We start from the raw sequence: 21204 nt of genomic DNA, 5'->3' as shown, positions 1-21204 counted from the left end.
GGCGGCCTCGGGCCCGGCGGCCTCGGGCCCGGCGGGCGCCGGCGTCCCGCCCGAGGTGACCGGCGGGGCCCGCCACGGCCCGTCCGGTGCCGCGTCCCCTCCCCCTCTCGTCCCCGCAGCGGGGGACCACGCGCCCACGCAGGTGGTGCCGGGCGTGGGACCGGAGCCGCCGGAGGAGCGGGAAGACGTCCGGCACGCCCCGACCCGGCTCGTCACGGGCGACGGCGACGGCGATGGCGACGGCGGCGGCGACGGCGACGGCGACGGCGACGATGACAGTCCCGGTCCCGGTGACCGGTGATGCCGCCCGACACGGGTCCGCACTCGGGACGGCCCTCCGAGCTGATCGGCAAGCAGATCGCGGGTTACCGGATCGAGCGCGAGGTCGGCCGGGGCGGCATGGCCGTCGTCTACCGGGCCAAAGACCTGCGCCTCGACCGCACGGTCGCCCTGAAACTGCTCGCCCCGGAACTCGCCCGCAACGACACGTTCCGCAGGCGGTTCACCTACGAGTCGCGGGTGGCCGCCGCGATCGACCACCCGCACATCGTGCCGGTCTTCGAGGCGGGCGAGACGGACGGCGTCCTCTACATCGCCATGCGGTACGTGGCGGGCCGCGATCTGCGTCATCTCCTCGACAAGGAGGGGCCGTTGGCCGCCACGGTGGCCACCCGCATCGCGGTCCAGGTGGCGTCCGCGCTCGACGCCGCCCACGACCACGGTCTGGTCCACCGGGACGTCAAGCCCGGCAACATCCTGGTCGCGGCGGGCACGGACAGCGACCACCCCGAGCACGTCTACCTCACCGACTTCGGCCTCACGAAGAAGTCGCTGTCCCTGACCGGCTTCACGACCGTCGGCCAGTTCGTCGGCACGCTCGACTACGTGGCGCCCGAGCAGATCTCCGGACGCCCCGTCGACGGCCGCTGCGACGTCTACAGCCTCGCCTGCGTGGTGTACGAGACCCTGGCGGGCGGGCCGCCCTTCCAGCGCGACGACGACATGGCGCTGCTGTGGGCGCACCAGTACGACGTGCCGCCGGCGGTGTCAGGGAAGCGGCCCGATCTCGCCCGTGGCGTCGACGGCGTCCTGGCGAAGGCTCTCGCCAAGAGTCCCGACGACCGGTACGGGTCGTGTCTCGCGTTCGTGGCCGCGTTGCGGGCGGCGGCAGTGGGCCAGCCCGAGTCGCCCTGGGCTCCGCCCTCGCCGCCGGGGTGGGCGCGGCCCGTGTTTCCCGAGGCCGGGAGACTGTAGGGGGTTCGGCGGGTGCGGGTCCGTCGTGGCTGGTCGCGCAGTTCCCCGCGCCCCTTTCGGGGCTGTCAGGTCCTGGTGAGCAGCACGTGGGCGTGCGGGAACGGGCGTTCGTCCGCCATGGGGGCCCTGACGAGACGGGCCTTCTCCGTGAAGCCCGCTTCCGTCAGCAGGGCGACCACGCCGTCGGGGGACCAGCGGTAGGCGAGGGCCACCTTGTGGTCGAAGGACTCCGCGAGCTCCGACGGGTCGTCATGGGCCTGGAACGCGATCAGCAGATGACCGCCCGGCGCCAGTACGCGGTGGAACTCCGCGCATATCCGCGGCAGTTGCTCCGGCGGGGTGTGGATGATCGAGTAACGGGCCATCGCACCGGACAGCGTGCCGTCCGCGAGGTCCAGCGCGGTCATCGAGCCCACCTCGAACCGCAGGTCCGGCCGGGCCGCACGGGCGATGGCGATCATCTCCGGAGACAGGTCGACGCCGGACGCGTCCAGGCCCAGCGAGTCCAGCAGAGCGGTCACATGCCCCGGGCCGCAGCCGAGGTCGGCCACCGGACCGCCGCCGTCCGCGCGCACGAAGGCGGCGAACGCGCCGAGCATCGCCCGGTCCAGCGGGAAGTCCTCCAGACCGTCGGCGAAAAGCTCGGCGTAACGGGCGGCCATCGCGTCGTAGGCCGTTCGGGTGGTGCGCAGGAAGTCCGGCTCGATCATGGACGCGTACGGTAGTACGGCCCGCGGGCCTCAGTCCTTCGGATTCTCCAACTCGCCGTGATGGCGCGTCCGGGAGGCGAGCAGCGCGCCCAGGAAACCGGTGACCAGGCCCCAGAGCAGTGCGATACCGAGCGCGGCCCACAGTCGCGGCCGGAGGAAGAGCTCGCCCGACAGGCCGCCGAGGTCCCCGATGCCGAACAGCGACAGCCCGTAGTGCGCGTCGATCCGGCCGAGCAGACAGACGGCGAGGACCGTGAGCGCGAGGGCGACGGCCATGTGCAGGGCATGCCGCCAGGCCCGCATGTGAGCCGGTGAACGCGAGGCCATCAGGAAGGCGACGGCCAGCAGGAGCACAGCGTCGACGACCACGAGCCACCACACCCGGCTGTCCTGCTCCGCCAGCGTGCCCAGATTCAGGGTCGAGACATCCGGCGTACGCAGCACACGGTCCAGCACCTGCGGCACCGGCAGCCCGAACGGTCCCTCGACCCTGCCGTCCCAGGTCGCCCCCAGACCGATCGTGAAGACGGGCCAGACGAGGTTCGGCAGCCCCAGGAGCACCACGGCGAGCGTCTGGGCGGCATGCCCCCGGGTCACCGCCACCACCAGCGCGACGACAACCCCCAGAGCGACGTACGCGAGCAGCAGCACGACCATGGCGTACGCGGCCGGCCGCACCGACTCCTGGAAGCGCAGCAGCCGGGGCGGGAGCGGCGCCCCGGGCGAGACGAGCAGCGCGAGGACCAGGACACCGGCCAGCCAGAGGAGGCCGAAGGCCAGGGTCACCGGCACATCGGTCTCGAACCCGACCCGTGGCGACGAGGCGCCGAACAGATCGCCGAGTTCGGAGAGCCCGCCCTCGCCGAGGGAGACCGCGAAGGTCCGGCGGGCCGCCAGCGCGAGTGCGGTCAGGGCGAGCAGCCACAGGACGGCGACGCGGCCGGCCCAGCCCGCCAGTTCGGGCGCGCCCGTGACGGCCCTGTGGCGCAGCGGCCGAAGGAAACCGGCGGCGACGACCAGGGCTCCGGTCAGCGTCACCGAGAGCGGGAGCACGGTCAGGCCCGCCCGGGTCTCGGCGATCGCTCCGGCGTTCCCGGCGAACTTGACCGAGCCGCCGACCGCCGTGACCACCGTCGCGGCGACGACACGCGGGAACGCGCCGTCGGGCAGGTCGGCGGCCCCCGCCGCCCACAGTCCGAGCGCGGCGACCACGAGCATGGCGATCAGCCCGGCGAGGACCGTCACCAGGGCCTGGACCCAGCCGTGCCGGGAGACTGCCTGGTCAGGGATTGTAGGGAGGCTCACGCTGCCACGCTAAGCAGGCCGGTGGCGGCGCGCCTGCCGGGAGGGCCGACCGCGTCGGCTTGCGGGCGGTACGGGACCGGAGCACACAATGGGCTCGTTGGTGAACCAAAGGCCACAAAGCGGCGCAAAGCCTGTGGGGTGCCCCAGGGCCGCAAGGGCGCCGCTAGGTCGCTGCGCCGCAGTGCCGCCACGCCGGGAAGAGGAGCTTCGTGAGCGTCGAACCGCCGTCCTCCGGTCGCCCCACAGGACCGCCCTCCGGCCCCTTGTCGGGGCCTACCCGGCCGAACCCCGTACCCCCGTCCGACGGACCTCGCCCCACGGGCTCGTCGATCGGCGGACCGGGCGGGGGCGCCGGAACCGGCGCGGGAGGCGGTGCGGGCGGTGGGTCGGGCAGCGGCCCGTCCGGACCCTCCGGACCCTCCGGACCCTCCGGATCCTCCGGACCGGGCGCGGGCAAGGGGCCCGAACAGCCCTGGTGGAAGTCGGTGCCGCGGGTCGCCCTCATCGCCGCCGCGGTCGTCGTCGCCGTCGTCCTGGCCGTGGTCCTCACCCGGCCCGACGGCACGACCACCGCCACGGACTCGGACGGCGAGGTCTTCCTCCAGGCGGCGGGCAAGCCGGGACCCGACCCGTTCACCGCGTCGACGGCCCGGGACAGCTCCGCCGCACCCGTGACGCCCTCGCCCTCGGACACCTCCGGGTCGGCCAACGTCACGCGGAGTGTGGACGGTGCGGCGCCCGGCCTCTACGGCGGGACCCGTGACGTGGCCGGCTGCGACGTCGAGAAGCAGATCACGGCCCTGGACCGGGCTCCCGACAAGAAGCGGGCCTTCGCCTCGGTGCTGGACCTCCAGCCCTCCGAGGTGCCCGCGTACCTGCGCGCGCTCACCCCCGTACAGCTCCGGATGGACACCCGCGTCACCAATCACGGCTACCGCGACGGCAAGGCCACGAGCTATCAGGCGGTCCTTCAGTCCGGCACGGCGGTCCTCGTCGACGACCGCGGTGTTCCCCGGGTGCGCTGCGCCTGCGGCAACCCGCTGCTGCCGCCCGTCGCGCTGAAGACGACACCGAAGAGGACCGGGGACTCCTGGCCGTCGTACCGGCCGTCGGACGTCGTGGTCGTCTCGCCCGCGACCCAGGTCGTCGACATCTTCGTGATCTACGACCCGGACAGCGGCGACTGGTTCACCCGGCACAAGGGCGACACCGGCGGCAAGGACCGCAAGACCGATCCGCCGGCGAACCAGCCGTCCCCGTCCATGAGTTCCCCGTCGCCCTCGTCGGACTCCCCGTCCCCCTCGACCTCCCCGGCCACGCCCTCGTCGCCCGCCGAGGAGTCCGAGTCGCCCTCGTCCGAACCGCCGGCGCCGGAGTCCTCCGAGCCGTCGCCCGACGACACGTCCGGTACGACGACGGAGTCGGCCGCGAGTCACAGCGTCCCGGAGTCGGCCGCGACCTCTCCGGGACTGTGAGGAACCCCGGGAGGGCTACTCGTCGATCGCGGCGCCCACGTGGGGCGCGCCGAGGGTTTCGGCCCCGTACGTCCACGCACCCGAGGCCGTGATGCCACCCGTCCCGGCCGACAGCACCCAGACGAATCCGTCGCCCGCGTTCTCGCCCGGCGCCGAGGCCAGCAGCCCGAAACGGCCGTCCTTGTTCGGGTCGGTGAGCCGGACCTGGCCGCCCCACTTGTCGCCCTTCTCGGGGACACCGGGCACGTCGGCGGAGTTCTGGTCCCAGGAGCGTGCGCCCGTCGCGCGCAGACCGTCGGACGCGCCGCGCAGCACCCAGACCGCGCCCGCGTCGGCGACCGTGCCGATGTCCTCGCCCGCGGCACCGATCGCCACGTCCGCGTACCCGTCGCCGTCCGTGTCCGCCACGGACAGGTCCGTGCCCCAGCCGTCACCTTGCTCGGCGGTGCCGGGGACGCCGGGGGAGTCCTGCGTCCACCACTGGACCTCGTCGCCGGGGCCGTTCTCGCCGCCGTAGCGCACGCCGACCAGACCGCCCGTCATGGTCTCGCCGCCGTCGTCGGGGGAGTTCGGCTCGCCGGTCACCAGGTCGTCGTAGCCGTCGTTGTCGATGTCACCGGACGCGGAGACCGGGCCGCCGCGCACATCCCGCTCGTACGTCAGCCCGTCCGCGTTCCCTGACAGGTACGTCGACCAGCCGTGCCCGGGCTCGTCCCCGGCCGTCACGCCCGAGACGACGAGGTCCGCGAACCCGTTCCTGTCGTAGTCGCCCGTGGTCAGTGACGTGGGCAGGATGTGGCGCTCCTGTGCCCGGGCGGAGAGCCGCGCGGACGAGCGGCGCTCCAGCGAACCGGTCGCGGCGGCGTCGTAGGCGAACAGTTCCAGGCCGTTGTGGTCGATGACGGCCAGCAGGTCGCCCGGCGTCTCGTTCGTGAAGTGCCCCGCGGCGAGGCCCGCGCCGAACCGCTCGCCCGCGGTGGGCTCCTGCGTCTCCAGCCAGTCGCTGGCCGCGCCCGAGAGGCCTGCCTTCGAGCCCCAGAGGATCGCGATCCCGCCCGCGTCCGCGACCGTACCGAGGTCCTCGCCGGGGATGCCGACGACCGCGTCGTCGTACCCGTCGCCGTCCAGGTCGCCCGTGCCGACCGCCTTGCCGAAGCCGTCGCCCGTCTCGGCCGCTCCCGCGACGCCCGCGGTGGACTGGCTGAAGCGGGCGGCGCCGGTCGTCCCGATGCCCCTCGACGAGCCGTACTGGACGGTCACGAGTCCCGCGCCCTTCTTGCCGCTGACGGTCGCGCCGGGGGCGCCCACCAGCACGTCCTCGTACCCGTCGCCGTTGAAGTCGCTGTTGCGGTCGGCGGCCCGCGTACCGCCGGGAGTGCCCGCGTACGCGGAGGGCGCGGATGCGATGCCCAGTCCCGCCAGCAGAAGAAATGATGCCGCGGCGAGTGCTGTGGAACGGTTCTTGCGCATGAGTCGGCTCCTGTCAGGAAGAACGGCTGGGCAGCGCGGGGGTGTCCGGAAAGGGCCCGTTCCTTGTCCGGCGCCCTGTTTGACATCGCATGGGGCCAAAGGGTTGTACGGGAATTCCGACGCCGTTCACGACCGCGTCGCTCGGAGGGCGGGGTGAGTCCGCCCGGCACATCAGGCCGCGCTGCCGCCGGCGCCCCGCAGTTGGCGGAAGAACGCCCGCACGTCCCCGACGAGCAGGTCCGGCTGCTCCATCGCCGCGAAATGCCCGCCCCGGTCGAACTCCGTCCAGCGCACGAGGGAGTTCGTGCGCTCCGCGTGGTGCCGCAGCGGAATGAAGTTGTCCCGGGGGAAGACGGCGAGCGCGGTCGGCGCGCTGGACGGCTGGGCGAGCGCGTTCTCGCCGGCGGCGTGCGCGCGCTCGTAGTAGACCCGCGCGGACGAACCGGCCGTGCCCGTGAGCCAGTACAGCATCACGTTCGTGAGCAGCTGGTCCCGGTCGACCGCGTCCTCGGGGCAGGTGTCCGAGTCCGTCCACTCCTTGAACTTCTCGACGATCCACGCGAGTTGGCCGACGGGCGAGTCCGTCAGCCCGTAGGCGAGGGTCTGCGGCCGGGTCGACTGGATGTCGGCGTAACCCTGTCGTTCGCGGGTCCACTCCTGGTGGCGCCGCCAGGAGGCGAGGGCGCGTTCGCGTTCCCCGGGGCTCAGCTCCGCCAGCTCCTGGGAGGTCGGCTCGGTGGTGGTGTGGGCGCCGGGCAGCAGGTTCAGATGGACGCCGATCACCCGGTCGGGGTGGGCGCGGCCCAGCTCGCGGGAGATCGCCGCGCCCCAGTCGCCGCCCTGCGCGCCGAACCGCCGATACCCGAGCCGGTCCATGAGCACGGCGAACGCGGCGGCGATACGGCGGTACTCCCAGCCGGTGTCGCGGGTGGGCCCCGACAGGCCGAACCCGGGGATGCTCGGCACCACCACATGGAAGGCGTCGGCGGGATCGCCGCCATGGGCGCGTGGATCGGTCAACGGGCCCACCACATCCAGGAACTCGGCGATCGAGCCGGGCCAGCCGTGGGTGATGATCAGCGGGGTGGCGCCGGGTTCCGGCGAGCGGATGTGGGCGAAGTGCAGGTCCGCCCCGTCGACGACCGTCGTGAACTGCGGCCACTCGTTGAGCCGGGCCTCCGCCGCGCGCCAGTCGTAGGAGTGCCGCCAGTACTCCGCGAGCTCCTTGAGGTAGGTCCGCGGGACCCCGTAGGCCCAGCCCACTCCCGGCAGCTCGTCCGGCCAGCGCGTGAGGTCCAGGCGCGTGTGCAGATCGTCGAGGTCGGCCTGCGGGACGTCGATACGGAAGGGCTGGACGGTGTCACCGTGCGGGGAGGTCATGGCGGGCCATGCTAGTTCCGTGGCCGGACCGGGGCAGGTGAATAAAAGCCGAGGTCACCGCCCTGTCGTACTACGTCCGCGTCACCCGTCCTGAATCTCCGCCCGCGCCACCGATGAGTTTCCCGTCGAGGACCGGTCGATACAGATGACAGCGTTCCCGCTCCTGGAGGTACCGATGAGCACCGACGGATTCACCACGTGTCTCTGGTTCGACGGCCAGGCCGAGGAGGCCGCGAACTTCTACGTCTCGGTCTTCAAGAACTCCGAGCTCGGGAAGGTCGTCCGTGCCACGGAGGCCGGTCCCGGGCCCGCCGGTTCCGTCGTCACGGTCGACTTCGTGGCCAACGGCCAGAAGTTCGTCGGCCTGAACGGCGGACCGGAGTTCAAGTTCAGCGAGGCCGTCTCCTTCCAGATCGACTGCGCGGACCAGGCCGAGGTCGACTTCTACTCGGAGGCGATCACCGAGGGCGGCGGCGAGCAGGGCCCCTGCGGCTGGGTGAAGGACAGGTTCGGCCTCTCCTGGCAGGTGGTGCCGACCAGGCTGATCGAGATGATCAGTGACCCGGACCAGGAGAAGGCGGCCCGCGCCACGGCGGCGATGCTCACGATGCACAAGCTCGACCTCGCCGCCCTGGAGAAGGCGTACGCCGGCGAGTGAGCCGACCGCCCGCGGGGCGGCGCCCGCCAAGGTATGCGAAGCCCGCCACCGCACGACGGCCGCCGTCCGGCACGACGGCCGCCGTCCGGCGCGACGGCCGCCTTTCGACGGGTGCGGCGCGGTGGCCGCTTTCGGCACGTTCGGCCAGGTGGTCGTCCTGCGGGTGCGGCGTGGCGGTCACAGTCCGGTGCGTCCGGCGTGACGGCGGCCGCCCGACATGGGCGGCCCTTGCGGGCCCGGTCATGGGGCGGACCGGTCGCCGCCCCATGGCCGGGCCCCTCGCCGGCCTCATCCCGCGTTCAGGCCGGCAGGCCGCCGTGCAGTGCCGTGTAGGCGCCCGCCAGGGACATCAGCTCCTCGTGCGAGCCGATCTCCCGGACCGCGCCGTCCCCCATCACCACGATCCGGTCGGCGCCCCGGATCGTCGACAGCCGGTGCGCCACCACGAAGGTGGTGCGCCCGCGCACCAGGCGCGCCAGAGCCTGCTGGACCAAGGCCTCGGACTGCGTGTCCAGCGCGGACGTCGCCTCGTCGAGGATCAGTACGCGCGGATTGCGGATCAGGGCCCGCGCGATGGCGAGCCGCTGCCGCTGACCGCCCGACAGCCGCGCCCCGTGCTCGCCCACCACGGTGTCGAGCCCGCGCGGCAGCCGGTCCACGAACTCCAGCGCGTTGGCGTCCCGCAGCGCCGCGCGCACGGTCGCCTCGTCGGCGTCCGCGTCGTCCATGCCGTACGCGACGTTCTCCCGCACGGTTCCGTCGAAGAGGATCGACTCCTGCGGCACCACCGACACGAAGCGCCGGTAGGTCCGCAGGTCCAGGGTGTTCATGTCGGCCCCGTCGAGCAGGACCCGGCCCGAGGTCGGCCGGATGAACCCGATGACGAGACTGAGCACCGTGGACTTGCCCGCGCCCGACGCACCGACGAGCGCGATCGTCTCGCCCGGTGCGACGGAGAGGCTGAAGTCCCGTACGGCGGGCCGGTCGGCGTCCTCGTACGCGTATCCCACGCCGTCGAACTCGACCGCCCCGCGCAGCGATTCGAGCCGCGCCCTGCCCTCGTTGTCCTCCAGTTCGGGGGCTTGCAGGACCTCGCCGACGGACCGTACGGACTCCAGGCCCTTGGTGATGACCGGAGTCAGCCCGGCCAGCGTGGTCGTGGAGTTGGTGAGCGTGGTGAGGAACGCGCTGAGCATGACGACGTCACCGGGGGAGACGGCCCACACACCGTAGTACGCGACCAGCGCCGCCGCGGTGAGGAAGACGACCCCGATCATGTTGAGGAACACCCAGGCCAGCGAGGCGAAGCGGCCGTTGAGGAGGTCGAGCCGCAGCCCCGAGGTGAGGACCTTGTGCAGCGTGCCGTCCATCCGCCGCAGGGCCTTGCCCTCCAGGCCGTGCGCCCGTGTGACGGAGATGAGCCGTGTCATTTCGGTCACCCGCGAGGACAGTTGCTCGACCTCGTGCCGGAAGTCCTCGTTGTGGACACGCAGTCGGCCCCGCAGCCGCGCCACCAGCAGCGCCGCGACGGGCACCACGCACAGGAACACGGGGACGAACTCGGGTGTGCGCACGGCGATGATGACCAGCCCGCCGGTGAGTACGGTGACCGCGCCGAGCCCGGTCTCGGCGGTCTGCTGCACCATCTGCTCGACCGTCTCCACATCGCGGACGACCTTCGCCTGGAGAACGCCCGCGCTGACGCGTGAGTGATAGCCGATGGAGAGGTGCTGCATGCGCGTGCACAGCGCCGACCGCAGTGCCGTGCCCATGCGGCGCACGCTGCCGTACAGCAGCCGCACGTACAGCAGGTGCAGCGGCATGTTGACGACCAGGATCGCGAGGATGACCCCGGCGCTGAGCCAGAGGTCACCGATCGGCCCGTGCCGTACGACCGTGTCGATGATGGTCGCGGTGATCAGGGGCAGCAGCCAGACCGGGCTGTGCTTGACGGTGAAGACGACGAAGGCGGCGGCGAGCTTCCACCGGTCGGCCCGGAACAGATAGACGAGGGTGCGGATCGGGTGCTCGCCGCGGTAGCGGTGGTCGAGCGGTTTCTCCCACGAGGCCATACCGGCCGTCCCTCCCAGGGAGTCGTGAACAGGTGCCAGTCGTGAACAGATGCCAGTCGTGAACAGATGATGCAAGCGATGGGGCAAGCGCTTTCTCCCCATCCCTCGATCACCTACACCCGCCGCTCCCCGATCACCTGTCCTCGTCGGGACACGGCCCCCTCCGGTCCTCCCGCGCCACGTAACGGCTCGGTTTCCGACGTAAATTTCCGCGCTCCGAGGGTTGGCGGACCCCTGCCGGCTGGTTATCGTTCACGCACTTCACTCAATCGTTCCGCTGAACGAATAGCGAACGCCTAGCGAGAGGGACGGTCGGTCCATGCCCGACATCCATCGCCCCGGACGGCGCTCCGTCCTTGCCGCGGCAGCCGCGGGCAGCGCGTCGCTCGGTGCGTCCTGGCTGCTCACCGGCTGCACGGGCGCCTCGGCCGCCCCCGCTCTGCCCGAGGGGGCGAAGCAGGGCACCCCCGATCGCGGCGGAACGCTCCGCATAGCCAGGCCGCCCGCCTCCGAGGCCGAGACGTTGGACCCGGCGAGCGCCCTGTCCGCGTACGAATACCTGGGCGCCCTCTACAACCGGCTGGTCCGTATCGGCGCGGACGGCGATCTGGCGCCCGACCTCGCCGAGTCGTGGGAACCGGACGCCAAGGCCCGTACCTGGACCTTCCGCATCCGCAAGGGCGTCAGCTTCCACGACGGCCGTGAACTCACCTCCGCCGACGCCGCGTACACCCTGCGCCACATCCTCGCCAAGGACACGGCGTCCCCGCAGGCCGCCGTCCTCGCCCCGCTCATCGACCCGGCGAAGCTGCGCACTCCCGACGCCCACACGCTGGTCGTGCCGCTCAAGACCCCGAACGCCGAGTTCCCGAGCCTGCTGACGCACTACAACTGTTACGTCATCCCCGACGGCAGCGCCCGTGGCATCGGCCGCACCGGCATCGGCACAGGCCCCTTCAGACTGGAGTCCTTCGCACCCGCCGGACCCGGCCGGATCACCGCGTTCACGGACCACTGGGCGGGCCGCCCGGTCCTGGACGCCATCGACTTCTACTCCGTCGCCGACATGTCGGCCCGCTCGAACGCGCTGCTCGCGGGCCAGGTCGACCTCCTCTCGCAGACCAACCTGGACTTCGCGACCGCCCGGGTCGTCGCCGCCTCCGACCGCGCGACGATCGCCCGCGTCGAGAACGCCCAGTGGTACGTGCTGCCGATGCTCACCACGGAGAGACCCTTCACCGACGTACGCGTCCGGCAGGCCATGAAACTGGCCTACGACCCCGAGCACGTCGTGAAGGTCGCCCTCCAGGGCGCGGGCACACCCGGCTGGGACAACCCCGTCCCGCCGAGCGACCCCGCCCACCTCGCCGCCCACCCGGAGCACGACCCGGAACAGGCCAGGCACCTCCTGAAGAAGGCGGGCCACGAGGGCCTGACGGTCGACCTCTACACCTCCTCCTACGACCCGGTCTTCACGCCCATGGCCCTCGCCTACCAGGACTCGGCCAGGCGGGCCGGGATCCGCGTCCGGGTGAAGACGGCGTCGGCGGACTCGTACTACACGCAGATCTGGATGAAGAAGCCGCTCATGGCCACCTACTGGTACACCGGCAGACCCGTCGACCAGCTGTTCACGCAGGTCTTCCGCGGCGGCTCCTCCTACAACGAGACCGCGTGGTCGGACAAGGCGTTCGACGCCCTGCTCGACCGGGCCCGGCAGGAGACCGACGACGAGCGGCGGCGCGAACTGTACGGCGAGGCGCAGACGTTCGTCGTCGAGAAGGGCGGCGCGATGACCCCGATGTTCGCCGACCGGCTCGTCGGCATCTCGCGGAAGGTACGCGGCTACGCCGAGCACGGCTTCGAGTTCGACTACCTCGGCATCGGCCTGAAGGGAGCCTGACCATGCTCTCCTTCATCGCCCGCCGCGTCCTCGCCGCCCTCGGCACCCTCGTCCTGTCCTCCGTCCTGGTCTTCCTCGCCGTCCAGGCCCTGCCCGGCGACGTCGCCACCCAGGTCCTCGGCAAGGACGCCACCCCGGACGCGGTCGCCGCGCTCCGCGAGAAACTGCGACTCGACCAGCCGGCCTGGGAGCGGTACGCCGACTGGATCGGCGGCGCCGTGCAGGGCGACTTCGGGTCCTCCCTCGTCTCCGGCAAGGCGGTCGGCGGCGAGGTGGGCATGTACCTCGGCAACTCCGCGCTCATCGCCCTGGTGACGGTCCTGTTCGCCGTCACCGGCTCGATCGTCCTCGGTATCCTCGCCGGCCTGTACCGCGACCGCTGGCCCGACCACCTCATCTCCACGGTCAGCCTGGTCGGGATGAGCGTCCCCGAGTTCGTCGTCGCCACCGTGCTCGTACTCGTCTTCTCGGTCGCCCTGCCCTGGTTCCCCGCGGTCGTCCTGTACGGCCCCGAGGCGAGCGTCGGCCGGCTCATGCCCGCCGTATGGCTGCCCGCCCTCGCCCTCGCGATCGTGATGGCCGCGTACATCGTCCGGATGGCCCGTACCTCCGTCATCGACGTCATGGCGAGCGAGTACGTCACCACGGCCCGCCTCAAGGGCCTGTCGGGCTGGCGGGTCGTCACCCGGCACGCACTGCCGAGCGCCCTCCTGCCGACCCTGCACGTCATCGCCCTGAACGTGGCCTGGCTCGCGGGCGGGGTCGCCGTCGTCGAGAACGTCTTCAACTACCCCGGCATCGGAAAGCTGATGCTCGCCTCCGTCCAGAACCGGGACCTGCCCGTCATCCAGGCCATCGCCCTGATCAGCGCGGTCGTGTACGTCGTCTGCAACCTGGCCGCCGACCTCGGCGCCATGGCCCTCAACCCCAAGCTCCGTACGCGCGGGAGGACCCGATGACCACGCTCGACACCCCACCGGGCACCCCGGGGGACGCACCCGAGGCCCCCGCCGCACCCCCGTCCGCGACGGCCCGCGCCTGGCGCACCGTGCGCTCCTCCCGAGCGGCGGCCGTCGGCCTCGCGATCGTCGCGGTCCACGTCCTGATCGCCCTGCTCGCCCCGCTCCTCACCACCTACGACCCGATCGCCAACAACGCCGACCAGGCGCTGCTCGGCCCCAGCTGGAGCCACTGGGCGGGCACGGACCAGTACGGCCGTGACGTCCTGGCCCGTGTCCTGTACGGCGGCCGGTACGCGATCGGCGTCTCCGTCGCCGCGACCCTGATCACCCTGCTGATCGGCACGGTCGTCGGCTGCGCGGCGGCCCTGCGGGGCGGCTGGTTCGACGACGTGCTGGGCCGGGTGCTCGACGCGGTGCTCTCCATCCCGTCGGTGCTCGCCCTGCTGGTCGTCGTCACCGCACTGGGCACGGGCCCGTCGGTCATCGTCCTCGCCATCGCGGTCGTGTACGTGCCCCAGGTCGTACGAGTCGTCCGCGGCGCCGCGCTGGCCGTGGCGCCCGCCGACTACGTGACCGCGGCGCGGGCCAGGGGCGAGGGCACCTGGGCGATCCTGCGCCGCGAGATCCTGCCGAACATCACCGACGTGGTGTGCGTCGAGTTCGCCATGCGGGCCTCCTGGGTCGTACTGCTGATCTCCTCACTGTCCTTCCTCGGCTTCGGCGCCGACCCGCCGACGCCCGACTGGGGCCTGATGGTGGCCGAGAACCGCACCGCCATCACCGTCGTCCCGATGGCGAGCCTCGCACCGATCATCGCCCTGGCCACACTCGTGGTCGGGCTCAACCTCGCGGCCGACGGCCTCTCCAAGGCATGGGGCGTCGACCGCATCAGGGAGGGGTCCTGATGACCGCCGCCGTCGTATCGGTGACATCGCCCGTGTCCGTGGACTCCCTCTGCGTGGCCTACCGTTCGGGCGGCCGTGACGTGCCCGTGGTGCGTGAGGTGTCCCTGGAGGTGCTGCCGGGCCAGACCCTCGCCCTGGTCGGCGAGTCGGGCAGCGGCAAGTCGACCGTGGCCGCGACACTGCTCGGACATCTGCGGCACGGCTCGCGGGTGACGGGCGGCTCGGTACGGGTGGACGGGGCCGACGTCTTCGCCCTGCCCGCACGGGAGTTGCGACGTCTTCGGGGCGGCACGGTCGCCATGGTCGCGCAGAACGCCGGCCACGCCCTGACGCCCTCCATGCGCATCGGACGCCAGATCAAGGAGGCGGGCGGTGACATACCGGTCGTGGACCTCCTCGAACAGGTCCGGCTGCCCCGCCCCGCCGAACTCGCCCGCCGCTACCCGCACGAACTCTCCGGCGGCCAGCAGCAGCGCGTCGCCATCGCCATGGCCATCGCCGCCCGCCCCAAGGTCCTCGTCCTCGACGAACCGACGACCGGACTCGACGTCGTCACCCAGCGCGGTGTCCTCGACCTGATCGGCGCGCTGCGCGACGAACTCGGCCTGTCCGCAGTTCTGGTGAGCCACGACCTCGGAGTCGTCGCGCACATGGCCGACGAGGTGGCCGTGCTCCGGTCCGGCCGGATCGTGGAGGCGGCGCCGACGGGCCGGCTCTTCGCGGCGCCCCAGGACCCGTACACCGGACGCCTGTTGGCGAGCGTGCCGCGCCTCGACGACGAAGGGCTCGCGCGGGTCGGCGAAACGGGCGGGCGGGAGGTGCGGCCGAAGGCCGTGATCCCCGAGGAGGCCCCCGTCGCCGTGTCCGTGCGGGACGTCACCATCGACTACGGGTCCAGCCGTGCCGTGGACGGAGTCTCCTTCGATGTCCGGCGCGGTGAAGTCCTCGCGCTCGTGGGGGAGTCGGGCAGCGGGAAGTCGACGCTCGCCTGGGCGCTGGCGGGGCTGCGTACGCCGTCCGGCGGGACCATGACCCACGGGCCGGGCCACGACGGGGATCCCGGGGCGGGTGACCTCGCCCGGCCCGCCGGGAAGCGGCCGTCGGCGTTGCGGCGGCGGGTCCAGCTCGTCTTCCAGAACGCCGACACGTCCCTCAACCCGCGCCGGTCCGTCGGCGACGCCGTGCGGCGGCCGCTGCGGTTCTTCGGCACGACCGACTCGCGGGCCGCGACCGCCGCGCGGGCCCGGCAGCTCATCTCCGACGTGCGCCTCGACCCCGCGCTCGCCGAACGGCTTCCCGCGCAGCTGTCCGGCGGGCAGCGGCAGCGGATCGGGATCGCGCGGGCGCTCGCCGGCGAGCCGGACGTACTCGTCGCGGACGAGATCACGACGGCCCTCGACGTGTCCGTACAGGCCGACGTCCTGCGCCTGCTCGACGACCTGCGCCGCGAACGGGAACTCGCCTGCTTGTTCATCAGCCACGACCTCGCCGTGGTGCGGGGGATCGCGGATCGGGTGGTCGTGCTGTGGCGGGGGGTGGTGGTGGAGGAGGGGCCGACGGACGCGGTGTTCTCGGCGCCGGGGCATCCGTACACGCGTCAGCTGATGGCTGCGGTGCTTGAGCCCGATCCGGGGGCGCGGATCGTGGTGGCGCCGGCGCCGGGGTGGGTGGACGCGGCGGAGGGCGGTGACCTGTGGGTCGCCCCCGGCGGGGGGCATCGCGTACGGAGGTGGCGGGCGGCGGGCTGAGGAGCCCTTCCTCGCCCCCACTCACCCCCACCCCCGCCCGAGCAGCAAGGAGCCGAGCAGTTGCAATACCGTACGCACTTCGACCGGCAGGTCATGGTCCAGGACGTCTGGATCCCCACCCGCGACGGCCGCACCCACCTCCACGCCCGCATCTGGCGCCCCACGGACGCGGACACCACCCCCGTCCCCGCCCTCCTCGAATACCTCCCCTACCGCAAGACCGACTGGACGGCCCCCCGGGACGCCCAGCGCCACCCCTGGTACGCCGGCCACGGCTACGCCTCCGTCCGCGTCGACATCCGAGGCCACGGAGACAGCGAGGGCATCCCCGGCGACGAGTACGACGCCCAGGAACTCGCGGACGGCGTCGACGTCGTCAACTGGCTGGCCGAGCAGCCGTGGTGCACCGGCAAGGTGGGCATGTTCGGCATCTCCTGGGGCGGTTTCAACGCCCTCCAGATCGCCGCCCTCGCCCCCGCCCCGCTGAAGGCGATCGTCACCGTCTGCTCGACGGACGACCGCTACGACAACGACGTGCACTACATGGGCGGTGCCGTCCTCGGCGTCGACATGCTCGCCTGGGCGGGCACGATGCTCGCGTTCGCCTCCCGCCCGCCGGACCCGACGAGCGTGGGCGAGGACCGCTGGCTGTCGATGTGGCGCGAGCGCCTCGAATCCCTCGAACCCTTCCTGCACACCTGGCTGGCCCACCAGCGGCGCGACGACTACTGGAAGCACGGCAGCGTCTGCGAGGACCACTCGGCGATCGACGCGGCGGTCCTCGCCGTCGGCGGCTGGAACGACCCCTACCGCGACACCGTGCTGCGACTCGTGGAACACCTCCCCGAGGACCGCGTACGGGGGATCGTCGGGCCCTGGTCGCACCAGTACCCGGACCGTGGGCTGCCGCCGGGGCCCGCGATCGGGTTCCTCCAGGAGACCCTCCGCTGGTGGGACCAGCACCTCAAGGACGAGGACACCGGCATCATGCGCGAGCCGCTGCTGCGCGCCTGGCTCAACGACCCCGTCCCGCCCGCCACTTCGTACGATGTGATGCCAGGCCGGTGGGTGGGTGAGGCCGACTGGCCGTCCGCAGCGACCAGTTGGGACGAGCGGCCCCTCGGTCGGAACGGCGCCGCCCCCGTCCTCGTACGCTCGCCCCACCACACCGGTCTCGACGCCGGCCGCTTCTTCCCCTTCGGCAACGCGAGCGACCTGCCGCCCGACCAGCGCGAGGAGGACGGCCGTTCAACTCTCTTCGACTCCGAGCCGCTGCAGGCGAGGGTGGAGATCCTGGGGCGGCCTCGCGTCCGGATACGACTCGACAGTGCCACGCCCCGCGCCCACGTCATCGCCCGGATCTGCGACGTCGCCCCCGACGGCTCGTCCACGCTCGTCAGCCGCGGGGTGCTCAATCTGCTCAGCCGGCACGGGCGCGACCGGGCCGTGGAGTGGAACCCGGGGACGTACGAGACGGTGGAGTTCGAGCTCAATGGGGTCGGGTACGCCTTTCCGCCAGGACACCGCGTCCGGGTCGCCGTCTCCGACACCTACTGGCCCTGGGTGTGGCCGCACGGCGAGCGCGGCGGGCTGACCGTGCTGCCCGCCGAGAGTGCCGTACTCCTGCCCGTGCGGGACCCCGCGTCCGACGAGGGCCGCGCGCCCATCCGGTTCGAGGAGCCCGAGCAGGCCGTGCCGCTGGCCGTCGAGCACGAGGCGGCCGCTGATCCGGGACCGGAGCGGCTCGTCACGCACGATGTGGCCAAGGGGGAGTGGACTCTGGAGGTCGACCCCAACTACGGCGGCTCACGGGTCTACCCCGACGGGCTGCGCTACGACGAGAGCGCCCGCGAGACGTACCGGATCCGCTCCGATGACCCGCTGTCCGCGCGGGCGGTCTCCGAGTGGGCGATCCGGCTGCGGCGCGGCGACGACTGGGACGCTGAGATCATCACGCGTACGGAGCTGCGGGCCACGGCCACGGAGTTCATCATGGACAGCCGGTTGGAAGCACGGGCGGACGGAGAGACAGTGGTCAAGCGCGTATGGCACCGCACCACCCCGAGGACGTCCGCGTGACGGCCGCGAAGACGCCCCGCCGTGCGGTCGCCGCGGCCGACCGCACGCGCCAGCCCACCGAGGTCCGCCGCCGGCTCATCGTGGAGGCGGCCGTCCCGCTCATCGCCGAGCGCGGCTACGCGTCCGTGGGCGTGCGTGATGTCGCCGCCGCGGCCGGGGTGTCCGTCGGCACGGTCACCTACCACTTCGGCAGCGTCCAGGAGATCCTCTCCGAGGCCATGGTGCTGAACATCGAGCGCTACTACGCGGCACTGAACGAGGCCGCGGAGGAAGCGGCCGGCGGCGCCGAGGCGCTGCGCCTGCTCATCGACGCGCTCTTCACGGAGGACACCGACCGGCACTGGCGGATGTGGTTCGACTACTGGAGCGCCGGCGACCGCGACCAGGACCCCGAACAGGCCTTCGCCGGCGGCCAGGCCAAACGGTACGAGGACTGGCACGGCCAGATCCGCGCACTGGTCGAACGGGGCGTCGCCGACGGCGAGTTCGTCTGCGCCGACCCGGCCGGGTTCACCGTCCGCTTCGCCGCGCTCTCGGACGGCCTCGCCCTGCAACGGCTGCGGCAGGCGCCGCCGCTGAGCACGGAGGACGCGCGTCGGCACATGTACCGGCTGGTGGAGACGGAGCTGGCGACCGGCGGACGCTGAGTTCAGTCCGCCGCCGGTGCCACGGCCCGGCCGATCGTCCGGCTGATCGCGCGGGTGATGCGCAGGATGCCGGGGGAGCGGACGGGACAGGGCTTGGGCGTCGAGGTGGTGGGTGCCAGGCAGAAGTGCAGGTAGTCGTCGTCGCGGTGCAGCGCGGTGCGGCCACTGCCCGGCTGTGTGCAGTACGGGCCGTGCTCGCGCTCGTACGCGGTGCACGGCAGGTACTGGGTCCAGGTGTAGCGCGCCGAGGCCGCGCTCACGGTTTTCCCGGCGTCCGCGAGCAGATCGCCGGAAGCCCGCGCCTGCCGTTCGTACACCGCGTTGACGCGCCGGACCCGGTCGGGAGTGATCGGGTCGGGTCCCTGCAGCACCCAGACGATCCTCGCCCCGGCCGAGGCGCCCGCGATCTGGTCCGTCAGCCGCCCGGCGTCGGCGGTGTAGCGCGCGAAGTACTTGTCCCGCTGCTTGTCGTACGTGATGCCGTCCATACAGGGCGTGTAACCCCAGGCGTTGCCCCAGAACTGGAGCACCACGAAGTCCGGCCGCAGCCGGCGTACCAGGGCGGCGGCCTTGTCCTTCGGCGGGACGAGGGAATCCTCGCCGGTGCCCTCCAGGTAGTCGCACAGAGTGGTGCCGGAGTAGGGGGCGCTGGTGTAGCGCGCCCTCTCCTCGTCCCGCAGGAGTCCGCCGAGGACCTTCTGGTTCTCCATGGCGAGGGAGTCGCCGAGGTAGAGGACGGTGGGGCGGGGCCCGGAACGCCCGGCGGACGCGTCCGTCCTAGCTCCGGCGCTCGCCCCGGGCGTGGCACTCGCCCCCGGCGTGCCGCTGACCCCGGGTGTGGCGGCGGGGCGCTGATGCGTGGTCGAGGTGGTCGCGGGCGACGAGGGCGTGGACGCGGTCTCGGGTCCCGACGAGGGATCCCCGCACGCGGTGAGCAGCAGCAACCCCGTCAGCACTCCCGCGATCCACGGCCTGCTCATGCGGCAACTCCCGCCCCAGCCACCGAAAACGGCCCCCAGACAAGCACAGTGGCCCGCAAGGGGGAAGAGGCCCGGCAGGCAACAGGCCGAGCCGAAACCTGCCGCGACTCGGCTCGTGGCGGGGTTCGTAACTCGGTTGTTCAGGAAGCCAGTTGAGCCGCCGCCCGGGTCACGGCCGCGAGTACCCGGTCCGTATCGGCTCCGGACGTCCGCCAGTTGCTGAACGCGGCCCGCAGCGCGTGCGTCCCGTCCAGGAAGGTCGGTGTCAGGAACGCCTCGCCCGACTCGGCTACCGCCCGGCCCAGCGCGTGCACGCGCTCCCTGGTGGTGGACCCGGTGAGGGTGAAGCAGACGACGTTCAGCCGGACCGGTGCGAGCAGCCGCAGCCCCGGTACGGCCGCGATCCCCTCGCCGAGCCGCCGGGCCTCGGCCACGTTCCGCTCGACGATCTCGCGATGCCCCGCACGGCCGTACGCGGTGAGCGAGAACCAGGCCGGAAGCGCGCGCAGCCGGCGTGAGTTCTCGGGCGTGAGATGCACGAAGTCGGTTTCGCCGGTGGGCAGTCCGAGGTACGGCGACGCGTTGTGGAAGACCCGCACCTGCAGTTCCTGGTGGCGGGTGAACTGCACGGCCGCGTCGTACGGGACGTTGAGCCACTTGTGCAGATCGACGCAGACCGAGTCGGCGGCGTCGATGCCGGCGGTGAGGTGCGCGTGTTCGGGGGACAGCGCCGCGAACCCGCCGAAGGCGGCGTCCACGTGCAGCCAGAAGCCGTACCGCTCCTTGAGCTCCGCGATCGCCCGCAGATCGTCGAAGTCGACCGTGTTCACCGTGCCCGCGTTGGCCACGACCACGGCCGGGCGCCCGTCCAGCGCTTCGAGCGCCTCCGCCAGCCGTGCCACGTCGACGGCCTCCCGGCCGCCGGGCAGCACCGGCACCGTACGCAGCCGGTCGCGGCCGATGCCCAGGACGGAGAGGGCCTTGGGGATGCTGGAGTGCGGGCTGCCGGAGAGCACGTCGACCGGGCCGAGCGCGGCGGCGCCCGCCTCGGAGACGCGGACCCCCAGCCGGTCGCCCAGCCATTCGCGGGCCAGGGCCAGCCCGACCGTGTTCGACATGGTCGCGCCCGTCACGAAGGCGCCGCTGTGCGCGTCGCCCAGGCCGAACAGCTCCCGCAGCCAGCCCAGCGTCTCCCGCTCCAGCGCCGCCGCCGAGGAACCGTCCCCGCCGGCGGCGTTCTGGTCGTAGGCGCTGGTCAGCCAGTCCCCGGTGACCGCGGCCGGAGTGGCGCCACCAGTGACGAAGCCGAGATAGCGGGGGCCCGCGGTGGCGGCGAAGCCGGGCGCCCACCGCTCGGCGAACCGGGCGAGGGCGCCCTCCGCGCCCGCGCCCTCGGCCGGCAGCGGCCGCGGATCCGGCGCCTTCCCCTGCTGGACGACGGGCCGTGCCTCGATCTCCGACACCTCGCGGGCGGCGAAGTCACGAGCGGACCGGAGCAGTTCGGGGAGCCGGGAGAGATCGTCGGCGAGTGCGGGATGCATGGCGGCAGCGTAGGCGGGCAGCCGAGGGTCGAGCAGGGGCCAATCGCGGAGAACTGGCCCCCTCACGGGAAACCGGCCCCACCCCGGAACCGGGAAACCGGCCCCACCCCGGGAC

Annotated in this window: 16 protein-coding genes and 1 pseudogene; 10 read left to right on the top strand and 7 right to left on the bottom strand. The window is 72.6% G+C overall.

Annotated elements, in window-relative coordinates:
• Positions 1-301 (top strand): annotated as a pseudogene (locus IE278_RS33935) (hypothetical protein); the annotation flags it as partial.
• Positions 301-1254 (top strand): serine/threonine-protein kinase, encoded by a 954-nt coding sequence (locus IE278_RS33930; protein ID WP_189778035.1) that lies wholly within the window; start codon positions 301-303, stop codon positions 1252-1254. The pseudogene IE278_RS33935 and the gene IE278_RS33930, both read left to right, overlap by 1 nt.
• 65 nt (positions 1255-1319) lie before the next feature.
• Here the strand turns inward: IE278_RS33930 and IE278_RS33925 are convergent, their stop codons facing one another.
• Positions 1320-1964, bottom strand: a complete 645-nt coding sequence (locus IE278_RS33925; protein WP_189778034.1) for a class I SAM-dependent DNA methyltransferase — start codon at positions 1962-1964, stop codon at positions 1320-1322.
• A 30-nt stretch (positions 1965-1994) separates the two neighbouring features.
• The gene (locus IE278_RS33920) at positions 1995-3269 is read right to left on the bottom strand and encodes a streptophobe family protein (RefSeq protein ID WP_189778032.1); all 1275 of its coding nucleotides are present in this window, start codon (positions 3267-3269) and stop codon (positions 1995-1997) included.
• Between the two features lie 209 nt (positions 3270-3478).
• Between IE278_RS33920 and IE278_RS33915 the strand changes: the two genes are divergently transcribed.
• A complete protein-coding gene (locus IE278_RS33915) occupies positions 3479-4744 on the top strand; it encodes a DUF6777 domain-containing protein (protein ID WP_246571058.1) in 1266 nt (421 codons plus the stop codon).
• A gap of 15 nt (positions 4745-4759) precedes the next feature.
• Here the strand turns inward: IE278_RS33915 and IE278_RS33910 are convergent, their stop codons facing one another.
• Together IE278_RS33910 and IE278_RS33905 are read right to left on the bottom strand one after the other, a co-directional pair.
• Entirely contained in the window at positions 4760-6214 is a 1455-nt protein-coding gene (locus tag IE278_RS33910; RefSeq protein WP_189778030.1) for an FG-GAP-like repeat-containing protein, read from the bottom strand.
• Between the two features lie 171 nt (positions 6215-6385).
• Complete coding sequence (locus tag IE278_RS33905) at positions 6386-7594, bottom strand: epoxide hydrolase family protein (RefSeq protein WP_189778022.1); 1209 nt, start codon at positions 7592-7594, stop codon at positions 6386-6388.
• A gap of 175 nt (positions 7595-7769) precedes the next feature.
• Here IE278_RS33905 and IE278_RS33900 point away from each other — a divergent pair, with 175 nt between their 5' ends.
• Positions 7770-8252, top strand: a complete 483-nt coding sequence (locus IE278_RS33900; RefSeq protein WP_189778020.1) for a VOC family protein — start codon at positions 7770-7772, stop codon at positions 8250-8252.
• Between the two features lie 299 nt (positions 8253-8551).
• Here the strand turns inward: IE278_RS33900 and IE278_RS33895 are convergent, their stop codons facing one another.
• Entirely contained in the window at positions 8552-10324 is a 1773-nt protein-coding gene (locus IE278_RS33895; protein ID WP_189778019.1) for an ABC transporter ATP-binding protein, read from the bottom strand.
• A 319-nt stretch (positions 10325-10643) separates the two neighbouring features.
• On the opposite strand from IE278_RS33895, the gene IE278_RS33890 reads away from it, so the two are divergent.
• From IE278_RS33890 to IE278_RS33865, 6 genes are read left to right on the top strand one after another with little or no spacing between them, the layout of a single operon-like run.
• Positions 10644-12227: an ABC transporter substrate-binding protein gene (locus IE278_RS33890; protein WP_189778018.1), complete on the top strand. Its 1584-nt coding sequence runs from the start codon at positions 10644-10646 to the stop codon at positions 12225-12227.
• Positions 12228-12229: 2 nt separating this feature from the next.
• The gene (locus IE278_RS33885) at positions 12230-13186 is read left to right on the top strand and encodes an ABC transporter permease (RefSeq protein ID WP_189778017.1); all 957 of its coding nucleotides are present in this window, start codon (positions 12230-12232) and stop codon (positions 13184-13186) included.
• Positions 13183-14094: an ABC transporter permease gene (locus IE278_RS33880; RefSeq protein WP_189778016.1), complete on the top strand. Its 912-nt coding sequence runs from the start codon at positions 13183-13185 to the stop codon at positions 14092-14094. The genes IE278_RS33885 and IE278_RS33880 overlap by 4 nt, the downstream gene beginning before the upstream one ends.
• On the top strand, positions 14094-15842 hold the full coding sequence (locus IE278_RS33875; RefSeq protein WP_246571055.1) for a dipeptide ABC transporter ATP-binding protein: 1749 nt from the start codon (positions 14094-14096) through the stop codon (positions 15840-15842). The genes IE278_RS33880 and IE278_RS33875 overlap by 1 nt, the downstream gene beginning before the upstream one ends.
• A 60-nt stretch (positions 15843-15902) precedes the next feature.
• Complete coding sequence (locus IE278_RS33870) at positions 15903-17921, top strand: CocE/NonD family hydrolase (RefSeq protein WP_189778014.1); 2019 nt, start codon at positions 15903-15905, stop codon at positions 17919-17921.
• Positions 17918-18568 (top strand): TetR/AcrR family transcriptional regulator, encoded by a 651-nt coding sequence (locus IE278_RS33865; protein WP_246571053.1) that lies wholly within the window; start codon positions 17918-17920, stop codon positions 18566-18568. The genes IE278_RS33870 and IE278_RS33865 overlap by 4 nt, the downstream gene beginning before the upstream one ends.
• Before the next feature lie 2 nt (positions 18569-18570).
• On the opposite strand, the gene IE278_RS33860 is transcribed toward IE278_RS33865, so the two are convergent.
• Complete coding sequence (locus tag IE278_RS33860) at positions 18571-19548, bottom strand: SGNH/GDSL hydrolase family protein (RefSeq protein WP_189778004.1); 978 nt, start codon at positions 19546-19548, stop codon at positions 18571-18573.
• A 140-nt stretch (positions 19549-19688) separates the two neighbouring features.
• Entirely contained in the window at positions 19689-21089 is a 1401-nt protein-coding gene (locus tag IE278_RS33855; protein WP_189778003.1) for a pyridoxal phosphate-dependent decarboxylase family protein, read from the bottom strand.
• Between the last annotated feature and the right edge of the window lie 115 nt (positions 21090-21204).

This window comes from Streptomyces tauricus (assembly GCF_014650955.1).
GTDB classification, from domain to species: domain Bacteria; phylum Actinomycetota; class Actinomycetes; order Streptomycetales; family Streptomycetaceae; genus Streptomyces; species Streptomyces tauricus.
This window is presented reverse-complemented; position numbering and strand designations above follow the sequence as displayed.